The sequence below is a fragment of the Paraburkholderia flava genome, assembly GCF_004359985.1.
Lineage (GTDB): Bacteria > Pseudomonadota > Gammaproteobacteria > Burkholderiales > Burkholderiaceae > Paraburkholderia > Paraburkholderia flava.
Map to the genome: position 1 here is coordinate 148,161 of NZ_SMRO01000003.1, position 20,106 is coordinate 168,266.

The following is a 20,106-nucleotide window of genomic DNA, read 5'->3' on the forward strand; positions in this document are numbered from 1 at the left end:
AGGGTCATGCCGCGTGAAAAGTGCCGATGTCGTCAAGCTGCTCGAAAGCGATGGATGGTTCATCGTGAGAATCTCGGGTAGCCATCATCACTTCAGGCACCTGGTGAGGCCTGGCCTCGTCACGGTCCCTCATCCGAAGAAGGATCTTCCTGTCGGCACGCTCAACAGTATCCTCAGACAGGCTGGCTTCAAATGAAAAATCTGACCTTTCCGATCGCGATCGAACCCGGCGATGACGGGCATGCATTCGGTGTCGTGGTCCCCGATATTCCGGGCTGTGTGTCGGCCGGCGATACGCTCGATGAAGCGTACGCGAACGTGAAGGAAGCGATCGAAGCCCATCTGGGTACGCTGGTCGACGAAGGTATGCCGCTGCCCGTTCGGCGTCCGATCGAAGAACACCGTCGCAACCCGCACTACGACAAATGGATCTGGGGCATCGTCACGGTCCGGCATATCGCCGTGCTGAGAAAAGCCGTGCGTATCAACATCTCGTTGCCCGAGGTGCTCGTCAACGACATCGACCGTTATGCGACCGAACGCGGCATGTCGCGCTCGGCGTTTCTCGCGCTCGCGGCCGAGCACGAGATGGAATAGCGTCAGCGGGCCTGCCGAACTTCAACCCGCCTCAGCTCGCTTCCGCATTCGCCCACGCCATCTCGCGCAACCGCGTACGCAGCCGTGCCACCGCCTGGCTGTGCAACTGACACACGCGCGATTCGCTCACCTCCATCACCGCACCGATCTCGCGCAGGTTCATCCCGCGTTCGTAGTACAGCGACATCAGCAGCTTCTCGCGTTCGGGCAGCCGGTCGATCGCCTCGACCAGCGCCGAGCGCAGGCAGTCGTCGAGCAGTGCGGACAGCGGGTCCGAGTGATCGACGCAGTAGCGGTCGAGGAACGGCTCGTCTTCCGCGGACCGATCGAAGTCTTCGTAGTAGATCAGCTGGCTGCCGTGCAGGTCCTGCAGCATCGACTGGTATTCGTCGAGCGGCATCTTCAGATGCTCGGCGATCTCGGCTTCGGTGGCTGGGCGGCCGAGGCGCTGCTCGACGCGATGCACGGCCGTTTCGACTTCGCGCGACGTGCGGCGCAGGCTGCGCGGCAGCCAGTCGTTGCTGCGCAGTTCGTCGAGCATCGCGCCGCGAATGCGCTGGCTCGCGTATGTCTCGAACTGCGCGCCCTGGTCTTCCTTGTAGCGACTCGCCGCATCCAGCAGACCGATCATGCCGGCCTGGATCAGATCGTCGAGGTCGACGCTCGCCGGCATCTTCGCGACGAGCTGGAGCCCGAGCCGTCTCACGAGCGGCGCGTACTTCGTCAGAACGTCAGCCTGGGAGATCTTTCCCTGAGCGTTGTACATCGTGATCCCCTTGTCCGCGAGGGCGCGCTACGCGTGTTGCGCGGACGGTTGGTCGGCGCGGTGCGCCGCTGTTACGGCCGCGTTCGCCGTCCTCGGCGCACGCGACGACATCGCTGGCCGCATCGGCCAGTACTGCAGTTCAGCTGCGAGGTACCGATAGCCTCGCGCGGCCGGCGTCGACGGAAACGCATCGACGACACAGCGCGACAACTCCAGCGCCCGCACGATCCGCGCATCGGCGGCGATACAGCCCACCGCCTCCAGCGCAACCGACAGATACCGTCCCGCGACACCCGCGAGATTTTCAAATGCGATCCGTGCGTCCGCGACGCTCTGCACGTGATTCACCAGCACGCGGAACTGCGCGATCGCATGCTCGTAATGCAGACGCTTCATGCACGCGTACGCGTCGGTGATCGCCTGCGCTGCAACGCGCGTGACGATCAGCACGTCGTGCGCATGCATCGCGAGCGTCGACAGCGCGCCGTTGCGATCAAGCTGCGCGTCGATCAGCACGACGTCGGCAGGACCCTGTAGCAATGTCGCCAGTTGCGCGGGCGTGCAGCGTTCGCGATTCGCCCGCGACGCGGCCAGCACCGCAAAACCCAGCGGATGCCGCGCAACCGCCCGTTCGAACGACACTTCGCCACGCGCGAGCGCTGCGAAACTATCCGCGCCGCCGGCACCGCGCGTACCACCCACACCGAGCGTCGCACTGACCGATCCCACGCCCGGCTGCTCGTCGATCACGAGCACATCCTTGCCCTGCCCGGCGAGCGCCGCCGCGAGGTTCACGACAGTCGTCGTGCAGCCCGCGCGCGGCGAACCGCCCGTTACCGCGATCACGCGCGCGCCGCTGCGTGACAGCAGCCGGCGCAGTCCTTCTGCCTGGTCGGGTACGACCTTATCCAAAGTGGACCTCATGCAGATCGGCGGTCGAACGCGCCGACAGCGCCGACAGCAGCGGCGGAATGTCTTCTTCGAGCGGCACGAACGGCGAGCTTTCGCGCGGAATGCAGAACGCGCTCTTGATCAGGAACTGCTTCGTCGCGACGTACAGGTTCTCGGGCACTTTCTGTCCGGTCGATACGTAGTGCACCGGCAGTTGATAGCGGATCACCGTATCGAGCGTGCTGCCGAGATTCGTCGCTTCGTCGAGCTTGGTCAGGATGCAGCCGGCGAGCGGCTGCTGATCCGGCGCGCGCTGGTACGCCTGCACGACTTCGTTCAGCGTGTCGCCATGGCAGGTTGCGTTCAGCAGCAGCAGACGCTGCACCGGCTGACCCGCGCGGCACAGCATCGAGATCTGGTCGGACACGAGACGGTCGCGCTGGCTCATGCCGATCGTGTCGATCAGCACGATGTGTTTGTTGCGCAGTTCGGAGAGCGCGAGCTGCAGGTCAGCGCCGTCTTTTACCGCGTGCACCGACACGCCGAGAATCCGGCCGAAGATGCGCAGCTGTTCGTGACCGCCGATCCGGTAGCTGTCGGTCGTCAGCAGCGCGACCTTGCTCGCGCCGAAGCGCATCACGCAGCGCGCGGCGAGCTTCGCAGTAGTCGTCGTCTTGCCGACGCCGGTCGGGCCCATCAGCGCGAACACGCCGCCGCGCTCCATCAACGCGTCTTCGTCTTCCATCACCGGCAGGTTCGCGTCGAGCACGGAGCGCACCCATTCCATGCCGGCGTCGAGTCCGTCGACCTCGGGCATGTTGTCGACCATCATCCGCACCAGCTGCGCGGAGAAGCCGGCCGCGAACAGATGCCGCGTCAGCGCGGCGTGCGTCGGACCGCGACGCTGGCGATCCGCCCACATGAGGCCGGCGAACTGTTCTTCCATCATCCCGCGCATCGACGCGAGTTCGCTCATCACGGTTTCGTTGACGACCTGCTCGACGCGCAGCTTGATCGATTCGGTCATCGACGCTGCGGCACCGGCGGGCAATGCGCCGGCGGATGCGTAAGTCGCGGGGCGGGCGGTATCGATCGGTGCCGCAGTCGGCGCAACGCGCTGCGCCGCACGACGTGCAGCCAGTTGTGCAGCTTCGCGCGCCCATTCGGGCGTGTCGGCGGTCTCGGCAGCGGGGCTCTGCAATTCGCCCGGCGTGCCCATGCCCTTCGCCATCGCGACGGCCGGCGTCAACGTCCCATGCCTCGACGTGTGCACGGTCTGCTGCACGGCGACCTTGCGGGCGTGATCGATCAGCCACGGATTCGATTCGGCGAGCGTGCGCGGTGCGGACGACGCAGCAGCATCCGGACGCACAGCGGGTTCCTTCGCAGGCGCGGCGAACATGTCGTCGGCGTTGCTGTTCGACATGCGTTCGGTGCCCGCTTCCGGGCTTGCGCCGAACACCGACGAAAACACGTCCGGCATTCCGCTCGCGTACGGATTCGCGGATGCCCCGACGGGCATGGATGCACGCGGCGCAGCCATCGCAGTCTCACCAGCGGCGGATGCAGCGGACGCAGCAGGCGCAATCGACGCGAGTTCGCTGTCGGCGAGCGCGACGATCTCGACGGTGCCGTCGTCGATGGTGCGGTTCGACAGCACCACCGCGTCCGGGCCGAGCGCCTCGCGCACGAGACGCAATGCGTCGCGGGTGGTGGCACCGCTGAATTTTCGGATGTTCAAGCTGGACTCCCGGCGAGATGATCGGAGCGGCAACGTACCGTTACCCTATGCATCGATTATTCCGAAACACGCCCATCGACGATCGATGGATAAGGGAGGGGAAACGCAGGCAATTCGACTGATCGGCGACCGCGCGCGCGGCCGCCGGCTTCAGTGCTGCCCGCCGATCAGGTTGACGACCTTGATGTTGCGGGTGTCGGGGACTTCAGCGTAGGACAGCACCTTCAGCTGCGGCAGGCTGCGGCGCAGGAAGCGCGCGAGCATCGCGCGCAGCGAATGCTGCACCAGCAGCACCGGCGCGAGGCCGAGGTTCTGCTGGCGCGTCATCGCCTTCTGGGTTTCGGTGAGCAGCGTGTGCGCGAGGCCCGGTTCGAGACCCGGATTCGCGCCGGTCGCGAGCGCCTGCGACAGCACACGTTCCAGATTCGAGTCGAGGCCCATCACCTGCATGTCGCCGCTGCCGGGGAACCACTGCTGCGTGATCGCCCGACCCAGCGCGAGCCGCACGGCCGCAGTGAGATCGTGTGCATCCGACATCTTCGGCGCATGTTCGGCCAACGCTTCGAGGATCGTGCGCATGTCGCGGATCGGCACGCCTTCTTCGAGCAGGCTTTGCAGCACCTTCTGCAGCGTCGTCAGCGACAGCGTCTTCGGGACGACGTCCTCGACGAGCGACGGCGTGTCCTTCGACATCCGTTCGAGCAGCGACTGCACCTCGTGACGCCCAAGCAGTTCGGACGCATGCGTGACGACCAGATGGTTCAGGTGCGTCGCGACGACGGTGCTCGAATCGACCACCGTGTAGCCGTACACCTGCGCCTGTTCGCGCAGGTTCGTATCGATCCAGATCGCCGGCAGGCCGAATGCGGGATCCTGCGTCGGTGTGCCGGGTAGCGCGGCGGTTACCTGACCGGGGTTGATCGCGAGCCATTGACCCGGATACGCGTCGCCGACGCCGACCTCGACGCCCTTCAGCGCGATGCGATAGCCGTTCGGCCGCAGTTCGAGGTTGTCGCGGATGTGGATCACCGGCGGCAGGAAACCGATTTCCTGCGCGAACTTCTTGCGGATGCTCTTGATCCGCTTGAGCAGTTCGCCGTCGGAGTTCTTGTCGACGAGCGGGATCAGCCGGTAACCCACTTCGAGACCGAGCGTGTCGATCAGCGTCACGTCTTCCCAGCTGGCTTCGGCGCCTTCGACCGGCGTCATCGCGGCCGGCACGACGTCGACCAGCGCGGACGCCGTCTTGCGATCGGTGGCGCGCTTCCTCATCACACGGCCGAGCTGGATCAAGCCGGCGCCGAGCAGCACGAACGCGAAGTGCGGCATGCCGGGGATCAGCCCCATCAGCACGAGAATGCAGCCGGTGATGGTCAGCACGCGCGGGTTCGTGAACAGCTGGCCCGTGAGCTGCGTACCAATGTCCTCGTTGGTCGCGACGCGCGACACGATCACGCCGGCCGCCGTCGAGATCACGAGCGACGGGATCTGCGCGACGAGACCGTCGCCGATCGTCAGCAGCGTGTAGTTCTTGCCCGCCGCCGCGAAACTCATGTCGTGCTGCACCATCCCGACGATCAACCCGCCGAGGATGTTGATCACCATGATGATCAGCCCGGCGATCGCATCGCCGCGCACGAACTTGCTCGCGCCGTCCATCGAGCCGTAGAACTCGGCTTCCTGCGAGACTTCGAGACGTCGCTTGCGCGCCTGCTCTTCGTTGACGAGGCCGGCGTTCAGGTCGGCGTCGATCGCCATCTGCTTGCCGGGCATCGCGTCGAGCGTGAAGCGCGCGGACACTTCGGCGATCCGGCCCGCACCCTTCGTGATCACCATGAAGTTGATCACCATCAGGATGATGAACACGACGATACCGACCGCGAAATTCCCGCCGACGAGGAAGTGCCCGAACGCCTCGATCACCTGACCGGCCGCGTCCGGACCGGTATGCCCTTCGAGCAGCACGACGCGTGTCGATGCGACGTTCAGCGACAGCCGCAGCAGCGTCGAGAACAGCAGCACGCTCGGGAACGCGGCGAAGTCGAGCGGCTTCATCGTGTACATGCTGACGAGCAGCACCATCACCGACAGCGCGATGTTGAACGTGAACAGCAGATCGAGCAGGAACGGCGGCAACGGCAGGATCATCATGCCGAGGATCATGCAGATCAGCACCGGTCCCGCGAGCGCGCGCAGGTTGTTGCCCGCGAGCGCGTCGGGCCGCCGCGACAGGAAACCGCCGGTCCGTGGCGTACTCATGCGTTACCTCGCGGCTTGTTTTTGCGTTCGTTCTTGCCTTCGTCGAGCACGTCGGCGGCTTCTTCCGCCGCTTCTTCGTCGGAGACCGCGCCCTTGTCGAGTTCGGGCGGCACGTCGAATACGGTCGGCGCCGTCGGTTCGACGCCACCTTCCTTGCCGAAGCGGCGCAATTGATAAACCCACGCGAGCACTTCGGCGACCGCGCCGTACAGCGGGCCCGGAATCTCGCGGTTCAACTGGACGTTGTGATACAGCGCCCGCGCGAGCGGCGGCGCTTCGAGCAGCGGCACGTTGTTTTCGGCGGCGATCTCGCGGATCCGCGCCGCGACCAGGTTCACGCCCTTCGCGACGACCTTCGGCGCGCGCATCTCGCCGTCGGTGTATTGCAGCGCGACCGCGAAGTGCGTCGGGTTGGTCACGACGACGTCGGCCTTTGGCACCTGGGTCATCATCCGGCGGCGCGCCATCGCGCGCTGCTGCGCACGGATGCGCCCCTTCACCATCGGATCGCCTTCGTTCTCGCGATGCTCGCGCTTCACTTCTTCCTTGGTCATCCGCAATTTCTTGTTGTACTGCCAGATCTGGTACGGCACATCGAGCGCGGCGACGACGAACATGCCAGCCACCGTCATCGCACAGCACACGGCGATCACGTGACCCGCGCTCGCGAGCGCGGTGCCGAGCGGCTGCATCGACAGCGCGAGGATCTCGTCGCGGCGCTGCCAGATCGCCACGCCGCCGACGATGCCGACCACCAGCGTCTTCGCGAGCGACATGCCGAGCTGGATCGGCCCGTTGATCGAGAAGATGCGGCCGAGGCCGGTCAACGGATTGAGCCGGTTGAAATTGGCTTCGAGCGATTTGGTCGACAGCAGCCAGCCGCCGAGCGCCATCGGTGCAAGCAGCGCGGCGGCGCCGGTCAGTCCGAGTATGGGCAGCAGCGCGTACAGGCCTTCGCGGCCGGCAACGCCTGCGCCGATCAGCATGCGGTGCGAGTCGAACGCGCCGGCGTGGTCGAACATGAACGCGCCGCGCAGCATCGCGGTGAGATGGGTACTGATCGGACCGGCGAGCGCCCACGTGCCGAAAAAGCCCGCCGACAGCAGCGCGAACGACGCCAGCTCGCGCGAACGCGCGACCTGCCCCTCCTCGCGTGCCTTCTGGACACGCCGGGGGGTGGCTGCTTCGGTCTTTTCGAGGTCGCTGTCCTCTGCCACCAGGCTCTCCGCACAAAGACGGCACGATGCCGTTTTCCAGTGCAGCGATTATTCCTGTAGAGGTCGAGCGCCCATCGGCGGATAAGGATGGGGAAACGGGGGTATTTCGGCGGATCGGCCGAGAGGGACGGCGCACGGGGCGCCGTTCGGAGCGGGCAGCCGGTTACCCGGCCGCCCTTCGTGGATCAGAACGCGACGTAAGGCGCCGCGCCGCCGGTCGTACGGCGATCCATCCCGTAGAAGATCGTCCGGCCGTAGAAGAACGGCAGGCCGATGTCGAGCGTCGTCGAGTCGCTGAGCTGGCCGGCGAGGTCGTTGAACGCGAAGTTGTTGCCGTTGCCGAACAGCGTCGCCGCGCTGGTGATGTTCAGCTGGATGGTCGCGGTCACGCCGTTGACGCCGACGAGCGTCGCGTTACGGATCTGCGGCGACGACGGGCAATAGAAGCCCGCGAAGGCGCTGCTGCAGAGCGCCATCGAGCTATCGAGGAAGAACAGCCCGTTCGATCCCGAGTCGAGGAACGCGGTCACCGTCTGGTCGTTGAACGAGCTGTTCACCATGTTGCCCGACGCGTTCGTCGTGAACTGATTGGCTGCGGTCAGCGAGTTGTTCGACTGCGTGCCGATGCCGAACGTCACCGTGCCCGTGGCCGACGCCGCGCCCGAACTGGAGATCGACTGCATCGCGACGATCACGCCGTTGTTGTCGACCGGGAAGTTGTGGACCGGATTCGCGACCTGCTGGTTGACCGGCAGCGCGGTGCGCGCGCAGTTCGCGCCGTTCGGGCAGAGGTAGTAGTTGCTGCCGAGCGCCGACGCCGCGCAGCCCGCGCCGCAGTCGTTCGGTGCGACGCCGATGCCGAGAATGCCGTTCGCGCCCAGATCGCTTGCGGTGTTCTCCGACGAACCGGACGCGCACGCCGACGGCACCGTCGACGATGCGAGGTCGCCGATGATCTGGATCGGAATGCTCGACGCGGTCTCGCCGGCGATCGTCACGTTCGCCGTGCGGACGGTGCCCCACGTGAAGCCGTCGGCGAAGTTCGCGCATTCGGCCACCTGTGCGCTGCCGATCGTCGTGGTGGGCAGTGCGCCGGACAGCGAGCTGTTCAGCACCGACCCAACGACGCGCAGCCCGTACGAACCGGTGTCGAGCTGAACATTGTTGATGGTCTGGCAGTTGGTGTTCGAGCCGGGCGCGCACACCGTGACGCTGACGGTCGGAATGTTGATCACGCGCGAGACGCCGGTACCGACCGACACCGCGACCTGGTTGCCGCCGCTCGGCACGAACGGCGTGCCGCCGCTGTTGTTGTTGTCGCTGCCGCCTCCGCCGCCGCACGCGGCGATGCTCACCGCGACGAGCGCGAAGCACGCTGCCTGGAAGCCGCGAACGAATGGAACGTAAGGGATCGAAAACGGAATGCGAAAACGTGTCGACTGGAATCGTTGCACTGTCTGCCTCCCGCTGATTATTGAATGTTGGAGCCGCTGACGCCGGCAGGCAGCGCCTGCGGCAGCCAGGCCTGGCCGGAGAATGCGCCCATGTGGCCGCCGGAGCGCACGATCAGCGTGCTGCTTTCGACTGCCGCCGGACCGTGGCCGCCGCGCGTTGCGCGCAACGTATCGAGACCGGCGACGTATTGCGGGAAGTAGCTGCCGAGCAGGCTGCCGAGGTCGGGCATCTGCGGGCCGGTCCATGCGATGCCGAACACCGTGCCCGCCTGCGACAGGTATTCGCGCACGACGGTGCCGCTGGCCAGCGTGGTCTCGCGAACGGTGTACGACGTCGCCGCAGAAGACGACGATGCAGCCGACGTTGCAGAACGCATCACGGCCTGACTCTGATCGGCGGATGAATTAACGGAAGAAGGCTGCACGACCTGGGTCGTCGCGCCTTGCGGGGTGGTCATCGGATTGCCGCCGAGTGCCGCGAAAGCAGCAGGGGCAGGAACAGCGCACAGCAGCGCAACGCAGACTCCGAACGCCGTCGTGATGACGGATCGGCTGGTACGACTCGGCATGGCCAGGCTCCTCCAGATCGTCGGTCGCGCGCGCAGGCCTTCCGCGCTGACGCGACATGAAAGCCGCACCGGTCTCTCAGTCCCGGTGCGAGATATTCGTAGTATGCCTGTGCCCGGCAGTATCACCCAACTCTGCAACGCAGAGGTGACACTGCGGAGGGATGCTCAGAAGCCCATCAGAAGCCCAGGCTTGCGAGCAGATCGTCCACCTGCGCCTGGTCCTGCATCACGTCTGGTTTGCCTTCGGGGTTGATCTGCGGCCCGTTCAGCAAGGTTTCGGCGGGGTTCGATGCCGCCGCAGCGGCCGGGTGATCCGCGACGAGCGCAGCCGCCGTCGCCGCAAACTGCTCGCGCCGCTCGGGCGCGATGTTCTCGACCAGCACGCCCAGCAGTTGCTGCTCGATCAGATAGACCACATCCATGATCTTCTTGATCACCTGCCCGGTAAGATCCTGAAAGTCTTGCGCGAGCATGATCTCGAGCAGCTGTGCATTGGTCGCGGTCGTCGCCTCGGGCAACGCGCGCAGGAAGCCGCGCGTGTCGCTCATCAACGCGCGCACTTCGGTGCGCTCGATCGGCGCCGAATACCACTCGGCCCAGCGTCCGTCGAGTTCACCCGCGTCTTTCTGCAGCCGTTCCTGAATCGGCTTCGCCACTTCGATCGCGGTCAGCACGCGCTCGGCGGCCTGCTCGGTCATGTCGGCGACGTACTTCAGACGGTCGCGTGCATCGGGCACGGCTTCGGCCGCGCGCTCGACGTGCTTGTCGAGCCCCAGCTCGCGCATCGAGTCGCGCAGCGTGCGCGTGAGTTGCCCGATGCGGGCCAGAATGCGGTCGCTCGCGAAATCGCTGCCGCTCTCTTCTTTCAGGTCTGTGCCTGGCGCGTTGATCGGCTGGTCCACATCAGCTCCCGGCTTTGGCCATCTTCTCGAGAATCTTATTGAGCTTCTCATCGAGCGTCGCGGCGGTGAACGGCTTCACCACATAGCCGCTTGCGCCGGCCTGCGCGGCCGCGATGATGTTTTCCTTCTTCGATTCGGCGGTCACCATCAGCACCGGCAGATGCGTGAGCGCCGCATCCGCGCGGATCGCTTTCAGCATCGCGAGGCCGTCGAGATTCGGCATGTTCCAGTCCGAGATCACGAAGTCGAACGTGCCGCTGCGCAACCGCGAGAGACCGGCCTGGCCGTCTTCGGCTTCGTCGACGTTCGAGTAGCCCAGCTCCTTGAGCAGGTTGCGGACGATCCGGCGCATCGTCGGAAAATCGTCCACGACCAGAATCTTCATTCCCTTATCCATAGCCATTCCCTTTCGCTAATCCAGTTCCTGCGGCGCAATGCCGTCCGTCAGACGGCACGCATCATACTCGTTGCACCCGTTCGCCCAATGCGGCGAGGCTCGCCATCACGCGACGGCTCATCTCGGCGAGCGGCGCGACTTCGGAGGCGGCACCCATCGCGATCGCCTCGCGCGGCATGCCGAACACGATGCAGCTTGCTTCGTCCTGCGCGAGCGTGTGCGCGCCCGCGTTCTTCATGTCGAGCAGACCGGCCGCACCATCTCGGCCCATGCCGGTCAGGATCACGCCGACCGCGTTCTTGCCCGCGTGCTGCGCGGCCGAACGGAACAGCACATCCACTGAAGGCCGATGCCGGTTCACCGGCGGTTCGTCCGACAGGTGCGCAATGTAGTTCGCGCCGCTGCGAGCCAGTAGCAAGTGCGCGTGACCGGGCGCGATGTACGCATGACCCGGCAGCACGCGCTCGCCGTGCTCTGCTTCTTTAACGGTAATCCGGCACAAACCATTGAGCCGTTGCGCAAAAGATTTCGTGAAACCCGGCGGCATGTGCTGCGCGATCAGCACGGCGGGCGCATCGGGCGGCAGCGGCACGAGCACTTCGCGGATCGCCTCGGTGCCGCCCGTCGATGCGCCGACGATGATCAGCTTCTCGGTACTGACGAGAGGATTGTTGAGCATCGGCGCAAGCGACGCGTGCGCATGCGCGGCGGCCGTCGCAGCCGGAACAGCGGGCGCGGTCTGACGCACCCGCGCACGGGCCGCTGCGCGCACCTTGTCGGCGAGCTTTTCCGCGTAGTCGAGCATGCCGTCGCGAATGCCGACGCGCGGCTTCGTGACGAAATCCACCGCGCCGAGTTCGAGTGCGCGCAGTGTGATCTCCGAGCCGCGTTCGGTCAGCGACGACACCATCACGACCGGCATCGGCCGCAGACGCATCAGCTTCTCGAGAAAATCGAGGCCGTCCATGCGCGGCATTTCGACGTCGAGCGTCAGTACGTCCGGGTTGTGCTGCTTGATGAGTTCGCGTGCGACGAGCGGATCGGGCGCGGTCGCGACCACCGTCATGTCGGCCTGACTGTTGATGATCTCCGTCATCAAGCTACGAATCAGCGCCGAATCGTCGACGCACAATACCTTGATCTTTTCCACAGCGGTCACGCCTCCTCGGCAGTTCTGGCGTTGTTCGATTGGTCGGGCTTCGGCGCCGTGCCGAACAGTTCGATGCGCGGCTTCGTGGCGGTCGGCGTGGCGGGTGTGTTACCTCCGCCCGGACGGCCGAACAGTTCGATACGGGGCTTGCTGGCCGCCGCAGCAGGCGCTGCGGGCGTGCCGGCCGATGCGAACAGCTCGACCCGTTCGCGTGCCCGTGCAAGACGTTCGGCGCGTGCCTCCGCGGTCTGCCGCGCGAGTGCGTGTTCGCGCTCGGCGACGCCTGCCTCCTGTTGCAGTCTCAGCTTCTTCACCATCACCTGGCCGGTGCGCGGCATGTACGCGACCTTGCGCGGATGCGTGCCCTGCAGGTCTTCGGCGAGGATCGGAATCTTTTCGAGCGCGAGATAGCGGCGCACGAACACCGAGTTGCGGTCGCCGATGTTCATCGTCGTCATGCCGGCGAGCACCGCCGCGCCGCCGAACACCTTCGCCTCGAAGCGTTCGCGCCGGCCGCCGGCCTTGATCATCTCGTTGATCAGCACCTCCATCGCGTACGCGCCGTAGCGCATCGCATCGGATGCGGCCTGGCCGGCGTCGATGCCGTCGTCGGGCAGCATGAAGTGATTCATCCCGCCGATGCCTGCGGTGCGGTCCTGGATGCAGGCCGCGACGCACGAGCCGAGCACCGTGACGAGCACCATGTCCGCGCTCGTCATGTAGAACTCGTTCGGCAGCAGCTTCACGCCGGGACGCTTGAAGTGATTGTCGAAGTAAAGATTCGTGGCGATCGGCAACGAGCTGCTCATACGCTCACCCCGCTATGCGGTACACCGGCCGCATGAGGCGCGCGGCCCTGCGCGGACGCGCGTGCGGCACCGGCGGCACCAGCGCCATCGCGCGTCAATTCGTAGACGGTCTGCCCACGCAGGCGGAACGCCTGGCTCACGTACGTGAAGTTTTCCGAATGACCGGCGAACAGCAGACCGCCCGGCTTCATCAGCGGATCGAAGCGCGCGAGCACCTGCGCCTGCGTCGGCTTGTCGAAATAGATCATCACGTTGCGACAGAAGATCGCATCGAATGGCGTACGCAATCCGTAGTCGCGGTCGGTCAGGTTCAGGCGGTCGAAGCGGACCATCGCGCGCACTTCCGGACGCACCTTCACCATGCCCGCGTGCGCGCCGGTGCCCTTCAGGAAGAAGCGCTTCAACCGTTCCTGCGACAGATGCTTGACCTGTTCGAACTGGTACACGGCCGTGTCGGCTTTCGCGAGCACCTGGGTGTCGACGTCGGTGGCGAACACCGTTGCCTGACGCGCGGCCTGTTCGCCGAGCGCTTCGATCAGCGTCATCGCGATCGAGTACGGCTCCTCGCCGGTCGATGCCGCCGAGCACCACACCGACACCGGCGCCGGACGCCGCGCGGCGAACTCGGCGAGGATCGGGAAGTGATGCGCTTCGCGGAAGAACGCGGTGAGGTTGGTCGTCAGCGCGTTGGTGAACGCCTCCCATTCGGCGGGATCGGCTTCGGATTCGAGCTGGTCGAGGTAGTCGCGGAAACTGTCGATCCCGCGTGCGCGCAGTCGTCGCGCGAGACGGCTGTACGCCATGTCGCGCTTGTGGTCCGACAGCGAAATGCCTGCACGCTGATGGATCAGACCGCGAATGCGTTCGAAGTCGGCGGACGTGAATTCGAAGTCACGACCCGGATCGGCCGTGCGCGACTCGGTCGCGTCGGCGCGCTGCCGCGCTGTGGTCGGTGTCATGATGCGTTCCGCCGCAGCGTGTGTGCGCAGCGCGTGCGGACACCGTCGCGTGCGCTATCTGCGCGCATCGCGATGAGGCGCCCGTCGAGGGGCGAGGTGTCGAGGGTCCGCATGAGCTTCATCCTGCCTAGAACGTTTCCCAGTCCGCGTCCGCGCTGGCAGCCGAGCCAGCGGGCGCGGGGCGCTTCAGCGGTTCGGTCGCGGCGGCTTTCGGTGCGGCGAGTACGGGTTCGGTGCGGCGCGGTGCGTCGTGCTTCGCGGCGACGGGGGCTGGTGCGTGGCTCGGTGCGGGTGCCGCTGCTGTTGCGTGAGCAGTAGGACTCGCCGCTTGCGGTCTTGCTGCTGCAGGCGCTGCCTTCGCGGTAACCGTCGTGGCCCGCGCCGGCGCAACTGCACGCGCAGCAACACGTTCGTCGTTCTCGACATGCCAGCCGCTCACGACCGTCTGCAGCTGACGCGTCTGCTCTTCGAGCGATGCCGCCGCAGCCGCCGCCTGCTCGACGAGCGCGGCGTTCTGCTGCGTGACTTCGTCCATCTGCGTGACGGCGCGGTTCACCTGCTCGATGCCGGTGGACTGTTCTTCGGATGCGGCGCTGATCTCGCCCATGATGTCGGTGACGCGGCGCACGGCCTGGACGATCTCGTCCATCGTCGCGCCGGCGCGACCCACAAGCGCGGAGCCGCTCTGCACCTTGTCGGTCGAATCGCCGATCAGTTCCTTGATCTCTTTCGCCGCGCTCGCGCTACGTTGCGCGAGGCTGCGCACTTCGCCCGCGACAACCGCGAAGCCCCGACCCTGCTCGCCTGCACGCGCCGCTTCGACGGCTGCGTTCAGCGCGAGGATGTTGGTCTGGAACGCGATGCCTTCGATCGTGCCGATGATGTCGACGACCTTGCCCGAACTCGTCGCGATCGCCTGCATCGTATCGACGACTTCGCTCACCACCTGGCCGCCGCGCGTCGCGATGTCCGATGCGTTGACCGCGAGCTGGCTCGCCTGACGCGCGTTCTCCGCGTTCTGCCGCACGGTGCCGGTGAGCTGTTCCATGCTCGACGCGGTTTCCTGCAGCGATGCGGCCTGCTGCTCGGTACGCTGCGACAGATCGGTGTTGCCCATCGCAATTTCGCGCGCGCCGGTATCGATCGATTCGGTGCTCACGTGCACCGCCTTCACCATCTTCGACAGGCTTTCCTGCATCCGCTTGATGCCGCCGAACAGCCGGCCGATTTCATTCTTGCTGAACACCTCGACACGTTGCGACAGATCGCCTGCGGCGATCCGTTCGAAGCACTCGATCGCGTCGTTCAGCGGCTTCACGATCAAACCGCTCAGCGCGAAGCGGATCGCAATCACCATCACGAACGCGATGCCGACGACCACTGCGATCAGCGTCGTCATCAGCGAGACCTGTGCGTTCGCGTCGGCGCGGCCACGCTGAGCGTGGTCCTCGAGCGCCTTCACGACCGGCGTCGCCGCCTTGTCGTAGTCGACGAACATCGGGCTGATCTTCGTGTCGGCGATCGCGTGATAGCTGCTCAGATCGCTGTTACGCAACGCGGCGAACTCGGGCTCGACGCCGTCGTGCAGCAGCGTCGCGCGGCGCGTGGCCGCCGCGTCGACGAGCGACGGGTCGATACCGCGACGTGGTGCGGCAAGAAACGCCTGCCAGTTTTCGTTCGACTTTGTGAACAGCTCCTGCGCGCGATCGAGCGCGGTCTTCGCCTGCTCGATTTCGCCCGCGGCGGTCAGCATGTTGACGCGATCGAGCGCGATGCGCGAGCGCAGCAGGAACGACGACGCATCGTTCAGCGAACGCATCGCGGTCATATCGCCGCCGGCGATTTCGTCGAGCGAGCGGCTCGCGCTGTTCAGCGCAAAGAGCCCGAGCGCGCCGACCGCAACGGTCAGCGCGACGAGAATGACGCCGACCGCGGTAAGCGTCGTGCGGATCGACCATTTGCCCAGCATCGCGTATCTCCCTTAAGCCTACTCAACCAGCGCGTCGGTCAATGCCATTTCCCGACTCGTCATCAGCTTCTCGATGTCCATCAGGATCAGCATCCGGCCATCGACCGTGCCGAGGCCGGTCAGATATTCGGTCGTCAGCGTCGCGCCGAATTCGGGCGCGGGCATGATCTGGTCGGCGGTCAGCGTCAGCACGTCGGACACACCGTCGACCACCATCCCGAGCACGCGATGCGCGACGTTCAGGATGATCACGACGGTCTGATGGTCGTACTCGACGCGGCCCAGATGAAACTTGATCCGCATGTCGACGATCGGCACGATGATGCCGCGCAGATTGATCACACCCTTGATGAACTCGGGCGCGTTCGCGATCCGCGTGACGTTGTCGTAGCCGCGAATCTCCTGCACCTTCAGGATGTCGATGCCGTACTCTTCGGCGCCGAGCGTGAAGACGAGAAATTCCTGACCGCCCGCGTCGGCCTGCTGTACGCCCCGGCGACTTGCCGTGCCGCTCGATTGAATGGATTGGACTTCTGCCACGTTAGCCCCCAAACGGTTGGGATGAGTTGATCGAGGTTCGCCGCGCCGCGTTCATGCGAGCGCAGGTACACCGTTGTTCGCGTTGTTAACGTTGTGCGAGCCGTGCGCCGTCCGCGTTTCGCGGTTCAGCGCTGCGACGTCGACGATCAGGGCGACGCTGCCGTCGCCGAGAATCGTCGCGGCGGAAATGCCGTGCACCTTGCGATAGTTCGTTTCCAGATTCTTCACGACGACCTGCTGCTGCCCGACCAGCTCGTCGATCAGCATCGCGAAGCGTCGCCCTTCGGTCTGCATGATCGTGACGATCCCCTGTGTCGGATCGGTGCGCGCATCCTGAACGGTGAACACGGAATGCAGCGCGACGAGCGGCAGGTATTCGCCGCGCACGCGCACCACGCGTTCGCCGTTCGCGACCGTGTAGATGTCTTCGGCGCGCGGCTGCAGCGACTCCATCACGAAGTTCAGCGGCAGGATGAAGATCTCGCTTCCGACCTTCACCGACATGCCATCGAGAATCGCCAGCGTGAGCGGCAGGATGATTCGCGTCGTCGTGCCGCGACCCGCGTACGACGTGATCTCGACGTGACCGCCCATCGCCTGGATGTTGCGCTTCACGACGTCCATGCCGACACCGCGACCGGACACGTCGGTGACCTGCTCGGCCGTCGAGAAGCCCGGCATGAAGATCAGGTTCCAGACTTCGTCGTCGGTCATCGTGTCGCTGACCGACATGCCCTGCTTCAAGGCCTTCGCGAGAATCTTGTCGCGACGCAGACCCGCGCCGTCGTCGCTGACTTCGATCACGATGTTGCCGCCGTGATGCGCGGCTGACAGCACCAGCTGACCGGTCGCGTCCTTGCCTGCGGCACGACGCGCCTCGACGGTTTCGATGCCGTGGTCGAGGCTGTTGCGCACGAGGTGGGTGAGCGGATCGATGATGCGTTCGATCAGGCTCTTGTCGAGTTCGGTCGCCTGACCGAACGTGACGAGTTCGACGTCCTTGCCGAGCTTCGCCGCGAGATCGCGGACGAGACGCGGGAAGCGGCTGAACACGTAATCCATCGGCATCATGCGGATCGACATCACCGCTTCCTGCAGATCGCGTGCATTGCGTTCGAGCTGCGCCATGCCGTTGAACAGACGATCGTGCAGCGCGGGGTCGAACGTGCTGGTGGTTTCGGCGAGCATCGCCTGCGTGATCACCAGTTCACCGACGAGGTTAATCAGCTGGTCGACCTTCTCGACACCGACGCGGATCGAGCTGCCTTCCGCGCCGCCTGCTGCTGCGGGACGCGCCTTGCGTTCGGTGTCGCCAGCGGCCTGTGCTGACGCCGGTGCGGCAGCCTGCGATTGCGCGGCGGCCTCGGTGGCGGCGGCCAGCATCGCCTGCACGGCGGCGACGGCGTCCTGTTCCTGCGGAGCCGCTGCCGGTGCTGCCTGCGCGGCCGGTGTTACTGGTACGTTCGCGGCCGGTGCGGACACCGGGTCCGCCGGCTGCACGAACGCAGCCGGCGCCGCAACCGCGGACGATGGCGCAGCGTCGGGCGTTCCAGGTTCGCCTTGCTGTGCGTCGTCCGTCGGTGCTTCGCCGCGACCGATCGAGATCTGACTTTCGTCGATCACGAAGCAGCACACGGCGACGATGTCGTCGGAGGGGACGTCGGTGTCGACCCACAGCGTCAGATCGCTGCCTGTCTTCACCTGTCCGACGATACTGCCCAGGTTGCCGAGCTCTTCGATCAGCAATGCCTGGTCCTTCTCCCCCACGCCCCGTAGCGTAATTTTTAGATGCGATCCGGCGGGTGCTTCGCCCGCTTCATTCGCTGGGTTGTTCTCTGCGTGTTGTGCCGTCGGCGCGCTGTCGGACGCGTCTCCGTAAGTCGTGCTGCCCGACCATTCGCCGGCCGCTTCGAAGGCCTGATCGACGACGTGCACCGGCGCAGCCGATGGATGGTCGAACGCGGGCTCGGCGGTTGCCGGTGCTACCGGTGCGGCCGCGGCTTCAACTGCACCGGCGTGAACCGCGTCGCCGCCGAAACGGTTCTCCGTATTCAACCGTTCGAGCTTCGCGCAGATCGCGGCGGCCACCGCCGTGTCGGGCTCGGCACTCGCGCGGTAATCGGCGAGCTGGCCGGACAGCACGTCCTTCGTTTCGAGGAACGTGTCGATCATGTCCTTGCGCAGCACGAGTTCGTTGTTGCGCGCGCGGTCCAGCAGCGATTCGAGGATGTGCGTCGTTTCGGTCAGCGCGGTGAAGCCGAACGTCGCCGCGCCGCCCTTGATCGAATGCGCGGCGCGAAAGATCGCCGCGAGATCCTCGGGGTCCGGATGCGCGATGTCCAGATTGAGCAGCAACTGCTCCATCTGCGCGAGCAGTTCGTCCGCTTCGTCGAAGAACGTCTGATAGAACTGAGTGATATCGAGTGTCATGCCTGGGTCACCACGAGTGATTCTGTCTGGGCTGCGCGCCGTGTCGCCGATGCGACGTCGTCGCTCAGGCCGGCCCTTCTCCCGCCAGCGCCGCGACGAGCTCGGTCAGCATGTCGGGGTCGAGCGGTTTTTCGATCCATCCTGTCGCACCGGCGGCTCGCGCCGCCGCCTTGAACGGTTCGCCGGATTCGGTCGTCAGCACGAGGATCGGTGTCGCGCGGTAGGCCGGGTTGCCGCGTAACGCGGCGATCAGATCGAGGCCCGTCTTGCCGGGCATGTGCTGGTCGGTCAGCACGAGATCGAACGGGATCGCCAGCGCGTTCTCGAGCCCTTCGTCGCCGTCGGCGGCTAGCGTCACCTCGTAGCCGGCCGTCGTCAGCGTCACCGAGAGAATCTCCCGCATCGCCGCCGAATCGTCGATCGCCAGAATGTGCCTGATCATGAAAGAGCCTCGTTGCCTTGCGTAGTGCGCATTACTGTTTGCCCGACGACTCGAATTTCTGCAGCATCGGCCGCGCCGAACCGGCCGCGTCGTCGGACAGGGTCGTCGTGGTCGTGTCGTCGCGCATCATCGCGTCCTCGGATTTCCTGTTCAGCACGATGATGCTGATCCGGCGGTTTTCCGGATCCAGCGGATCGGCCTTGTTCAGGTTCTGCGACGACGCGAGGCCGAGCACGCGCAGCACCTTCGTCTCATCCATCCCGCCGGCGACCAGCTCGCGACGCGATGCGTTCGCGCGATCCGCCGACAGTTCCCAGTTGCTGTACCCCTTCTCGCCGCCGGCATACGGCACGGCGTCGGTATGACCCTGCACGACGATGCGGTTCGGCACGTCGTTCAGCGTGTGGCCGATCTCGCGCAGAATGTCGCGCATGTACGGCTCGACGACGTCACGCGCGGTCGCGAACATCGGCCGCTTCTGCGAATCGACGATCTCGATGCGCAGGCCCGTCAGCGTCGAGTCGATACGGATCTGCTGCTTGAACTGACGCAGCACCGGATTCGCTTCGATCGCGGCCATCAGCTTCACCTGCAGGTCGTGCAACCGTACCTGCTCGCGGCGCTCCAGTTCGCCCTGCAACTGGCTGACCGCGTCTTCCTCGCCGTGCAGCGCGCTCTTTTCTTCACGCGTCGACTTGCCGTCGCTCGCACGCGTGACGGCCATCTGATTGGTCGAGATGTCGCGACCGCCGCCGCGGATCACGCTCGATTCCTCCGCGCTGCGATCGCCGCCCCACAGCGCCACCTTCAGCGGCTGGTTGAAGTAGTCGGCGATGCCCTTCAACTGCGCCGAGTTCGCCGAACTCAGCAGCCACATCAGCAGGAAGAACGCCATCATCGCGGTCATGAAGTCCGCGTACGCGAGCTTCCACGCGCCGCCGTGATGCCCCTTCTTCATCGGCGCGGAACGCTTGACGACGATTGCGCGATCTTTGTCCTTGCTCATCGACGAGG

The 20,106-nt window shown here is 65.6% G+C and carries 19 protein-coding genes; 2 read left to right on the forward strand and 17 right to left on the reverse strand.

All coding sequences use genetic code 11. The annotated features are described in order from the left end of the window. The first annotated feature begins 13 nt into the window (after positions 1–13). Positions 14–196, forward strand: a complete 183-nt coding sequence (locus E1748_RS23110; RefSeq protein ID WP_133649614.1) for a type II toxin-antitoxin system HicA family toxin — start codon at positions 14–16, stop codon at positions 194–196. Next, complete coding sequence (locus tag E1748_RS23115) at positions 193–597, forward strand: type II toxin-antitoxin system HicB family antitoxin (RefSeq protein ID WP_133649615.1); 405 nt, start codon at positions 193–195, stop codon at positions 595–597. The genes E1748_RS23110 and E1748_RS23115 overlap by 4 nt, the downstream gene beginning before the upstream one ends. Positions 598–628: 31 nt before the next feature. Here the strand turns inward: E1748_RS23115 and E1748_RS23120 are convergent, their stop codons facing one another. The 17 genes from E1748_RS23120 to motB form a co-directional block, all read right to left on the reverse strand. After that, entirely contained in the window at positions 629–1,363 is a 735-nt protein-coding gene (locus E1748_RS23120) for an RNA polymerase sigma factor FliA (protein WP_133649616.1), read from the reverse strand. Positions 1,364–1,390: 27 nt separating this feature from the next. Next, the gene (locus tag E1748_RS23125) at positions 1,391–2,275 is read right to left on the reverse strand and encodes a P-loop NTPase family protein (RefSeq protein WP_133649617.1); all 885 of its coding nucleotides are present in this window, start codon (positions 2,273–2,275) and stop codon (positions 1,391–1,393) included. Further along, positions 2,268–3,995, reverse strand: a complete 1,728-nt coding sequence (gene flhF / locus E1748_RS23130; RefSeq protein WP_133649618.1) for a flagellar biosynthesis GTPase FlhF — start codon at positions 3,993–3,995, stop codon at positions 2,268–2,270. Before flhF ends, E1748_RS23125 begins: the two co-directional genes overlap by 8 nt. Before the next feature lie 150 nt (positions 3,996–4,145). Continuing rightward, the gene (flhA, locus tag E1748_RS23135; RefSeq protein WP_133649619.1) at positions 4,146–6,254 is read right to left on the reverse strand and encodes a flagellar biosynthesis protein FlhA; all 2,109 of its coding nucleotides are present in this window, start codon (positions 6,252–6,254) and stop codon (positions 4,146–4,148) included. Further along, positions 6,251–7,471 carry a flagellar biosynthesis protein FlhB gene (gene flhB, locus E1748_RS23140; RefSeq protein WP_133649620.1) on the reverse strand — a complete coding sequence of 407 codons (1,221 nt, stop codon included), beginning with the start codon at positions 7,469–7,471 and terminating at the stop codon, positions 6,251–6,253. Before flhB ends, flhA begins: the two co-directional genes overlap by 4 nt. 185 nt (positions 7,472–7,656) lie before the next feature. Beyond that, positions 7,657–8,883 (reverse strand): DUF3443 domain-containing protein, encoded by a 1,227-nt coding sequence (locus tag E1748_RS23145; protein WP_205965310.1) that lies wholly within the window; start codon positions 8,881–8,883, stop codon positions 7,657–7,659. Positions 8,884–8,942: 59 nt separating this feature from the next. Next, on the reverse strand, positions 8,943–9,494 hold the full coding sequence (locus tag E1748_RS23150; RefSeq protein ID WP_133649621.1) for a DUF2844 domain-containing protein: 552 nt from the start codon (positions 9,492–9,494) through the stop codon (positions 8,943–8,945). 176 nt (positions 9,495–9,670) lie between these two features. Beyond that, positions 9,671–10,396, reverse strand: a complete 726-nt coding sequence (gene cheZ, locus E1748_RS23155; protein ID WP_240766767.1) for a protein phosphatase CheZ — start codon at positions 10,394–10,396, stop codon at positions 9,671–9,673. A 1-nt stretch (position 10,397) separates the two neighbouring features. Continuing rightward, entirely contained in the window at positions 10,398–10,793 is a 396-nt protein-coding gene (cheY, locus tag E1748_RS23160) for a chemotaxis response regulator CheY (RefSeq protein ID WP_133649623.1), read from the reverse strand. Between the two features lie 61 nt (positions 10,794–10,854). Further along, complete coding sequence (locus E1748_RS23165) at positions 10,855–11,943, reverse strand: protein-glutamate methylesterase/protein-glutamine glutaminase (RefSeq protein ID WP_166653644.1); 1,089 nt, start codon at positions 11,941–11,943, stop codon at positions 10,855–10,857. Between the two features lie 5 nt (positions 11,944–11,948). Further along, positions 11,949–12,752 carry a chemoreceptor glutamine deamidase CheD gene (gene cheD, locus E1748_RS23170; protein ID WP_133649625.1) on the reverse strand — a complete coding sequence of 268 codons (804 nt, stop codon included), beginning with the start codon at positions 12,750–12,752 and terminating at the stop codon, positions 11,949–11,951. Further along, positions 12,749–13,711, reverse strand: coding sequence for a CheR family methyltransferase (locus E1748_RS23175; protein ID WP_133649626.1), 963 nt, complete (start codon positions 13,709–13,711; stop codon positions 12,749–12,751). The genes cheD and E1748_RS23175 overlap by 4 nt, the downstream gene beginning before the upstream one ends. Positions 13,712–13,838: 127 nt before the next feature. Beyond that, entirely contained in the window at positions 13,839–15,680 is a 1,842-nt protein-coding gene (locus E1748_RS23180; protein ID WP_133649627.1) for a methyl-accepting chemotaxis protein, read from the reverse strand. Positions 15,681–15,698: 18 nt separating this feature from the next. Next, on the reverse strand, positions 15,699–16,220 hold the full coding sequence (gene cheW, locus E1748_RS23185; RefSeq protein WP_133649628.1) for a chemotaxis protein CheW: 522 nt from the start codon (positions 16,218–16,220) through the stop codon (positions 15,699–15,701). A 51-nt stretch (positions 16,221–16,271) separates the two neighbouring features. Then, a complete protein-coding gene (gene cheA / locus E1748_RS23190; RefSeq protein WP_133649629.1) occupies positions 16,272–18,650 on the reverse strand; it encodes a chemotaxis protein CheA in 2,379 nt (792 codons plus the stop codon). A gap of 64 nt (positions 18,651–18,714) precedes the next feature. Beyond that, entirely contained in the window at positions 18,715–19,092 is a 378-nt protein-coding gene (locus E1748_RS23195; protein WP_133649630.1) for a response regulator, read from the reverse strand. A 31-nt stretch (positions 19,093–19,123) separates the two neighbouring features. Then, positions 19,124–20,098: a flagellar motor protein MotB gene (gene motB / locus E1748_RS23200; protein ID WP_133649631.1), complete on the reverse strand. Its 975-nt coding sequence runs from the start codon at positions 20,096–20,098 to the stop codon at positions 19,124–19,126. Positions 20,099–20,106: the final 8 nt, after the last annotated feature.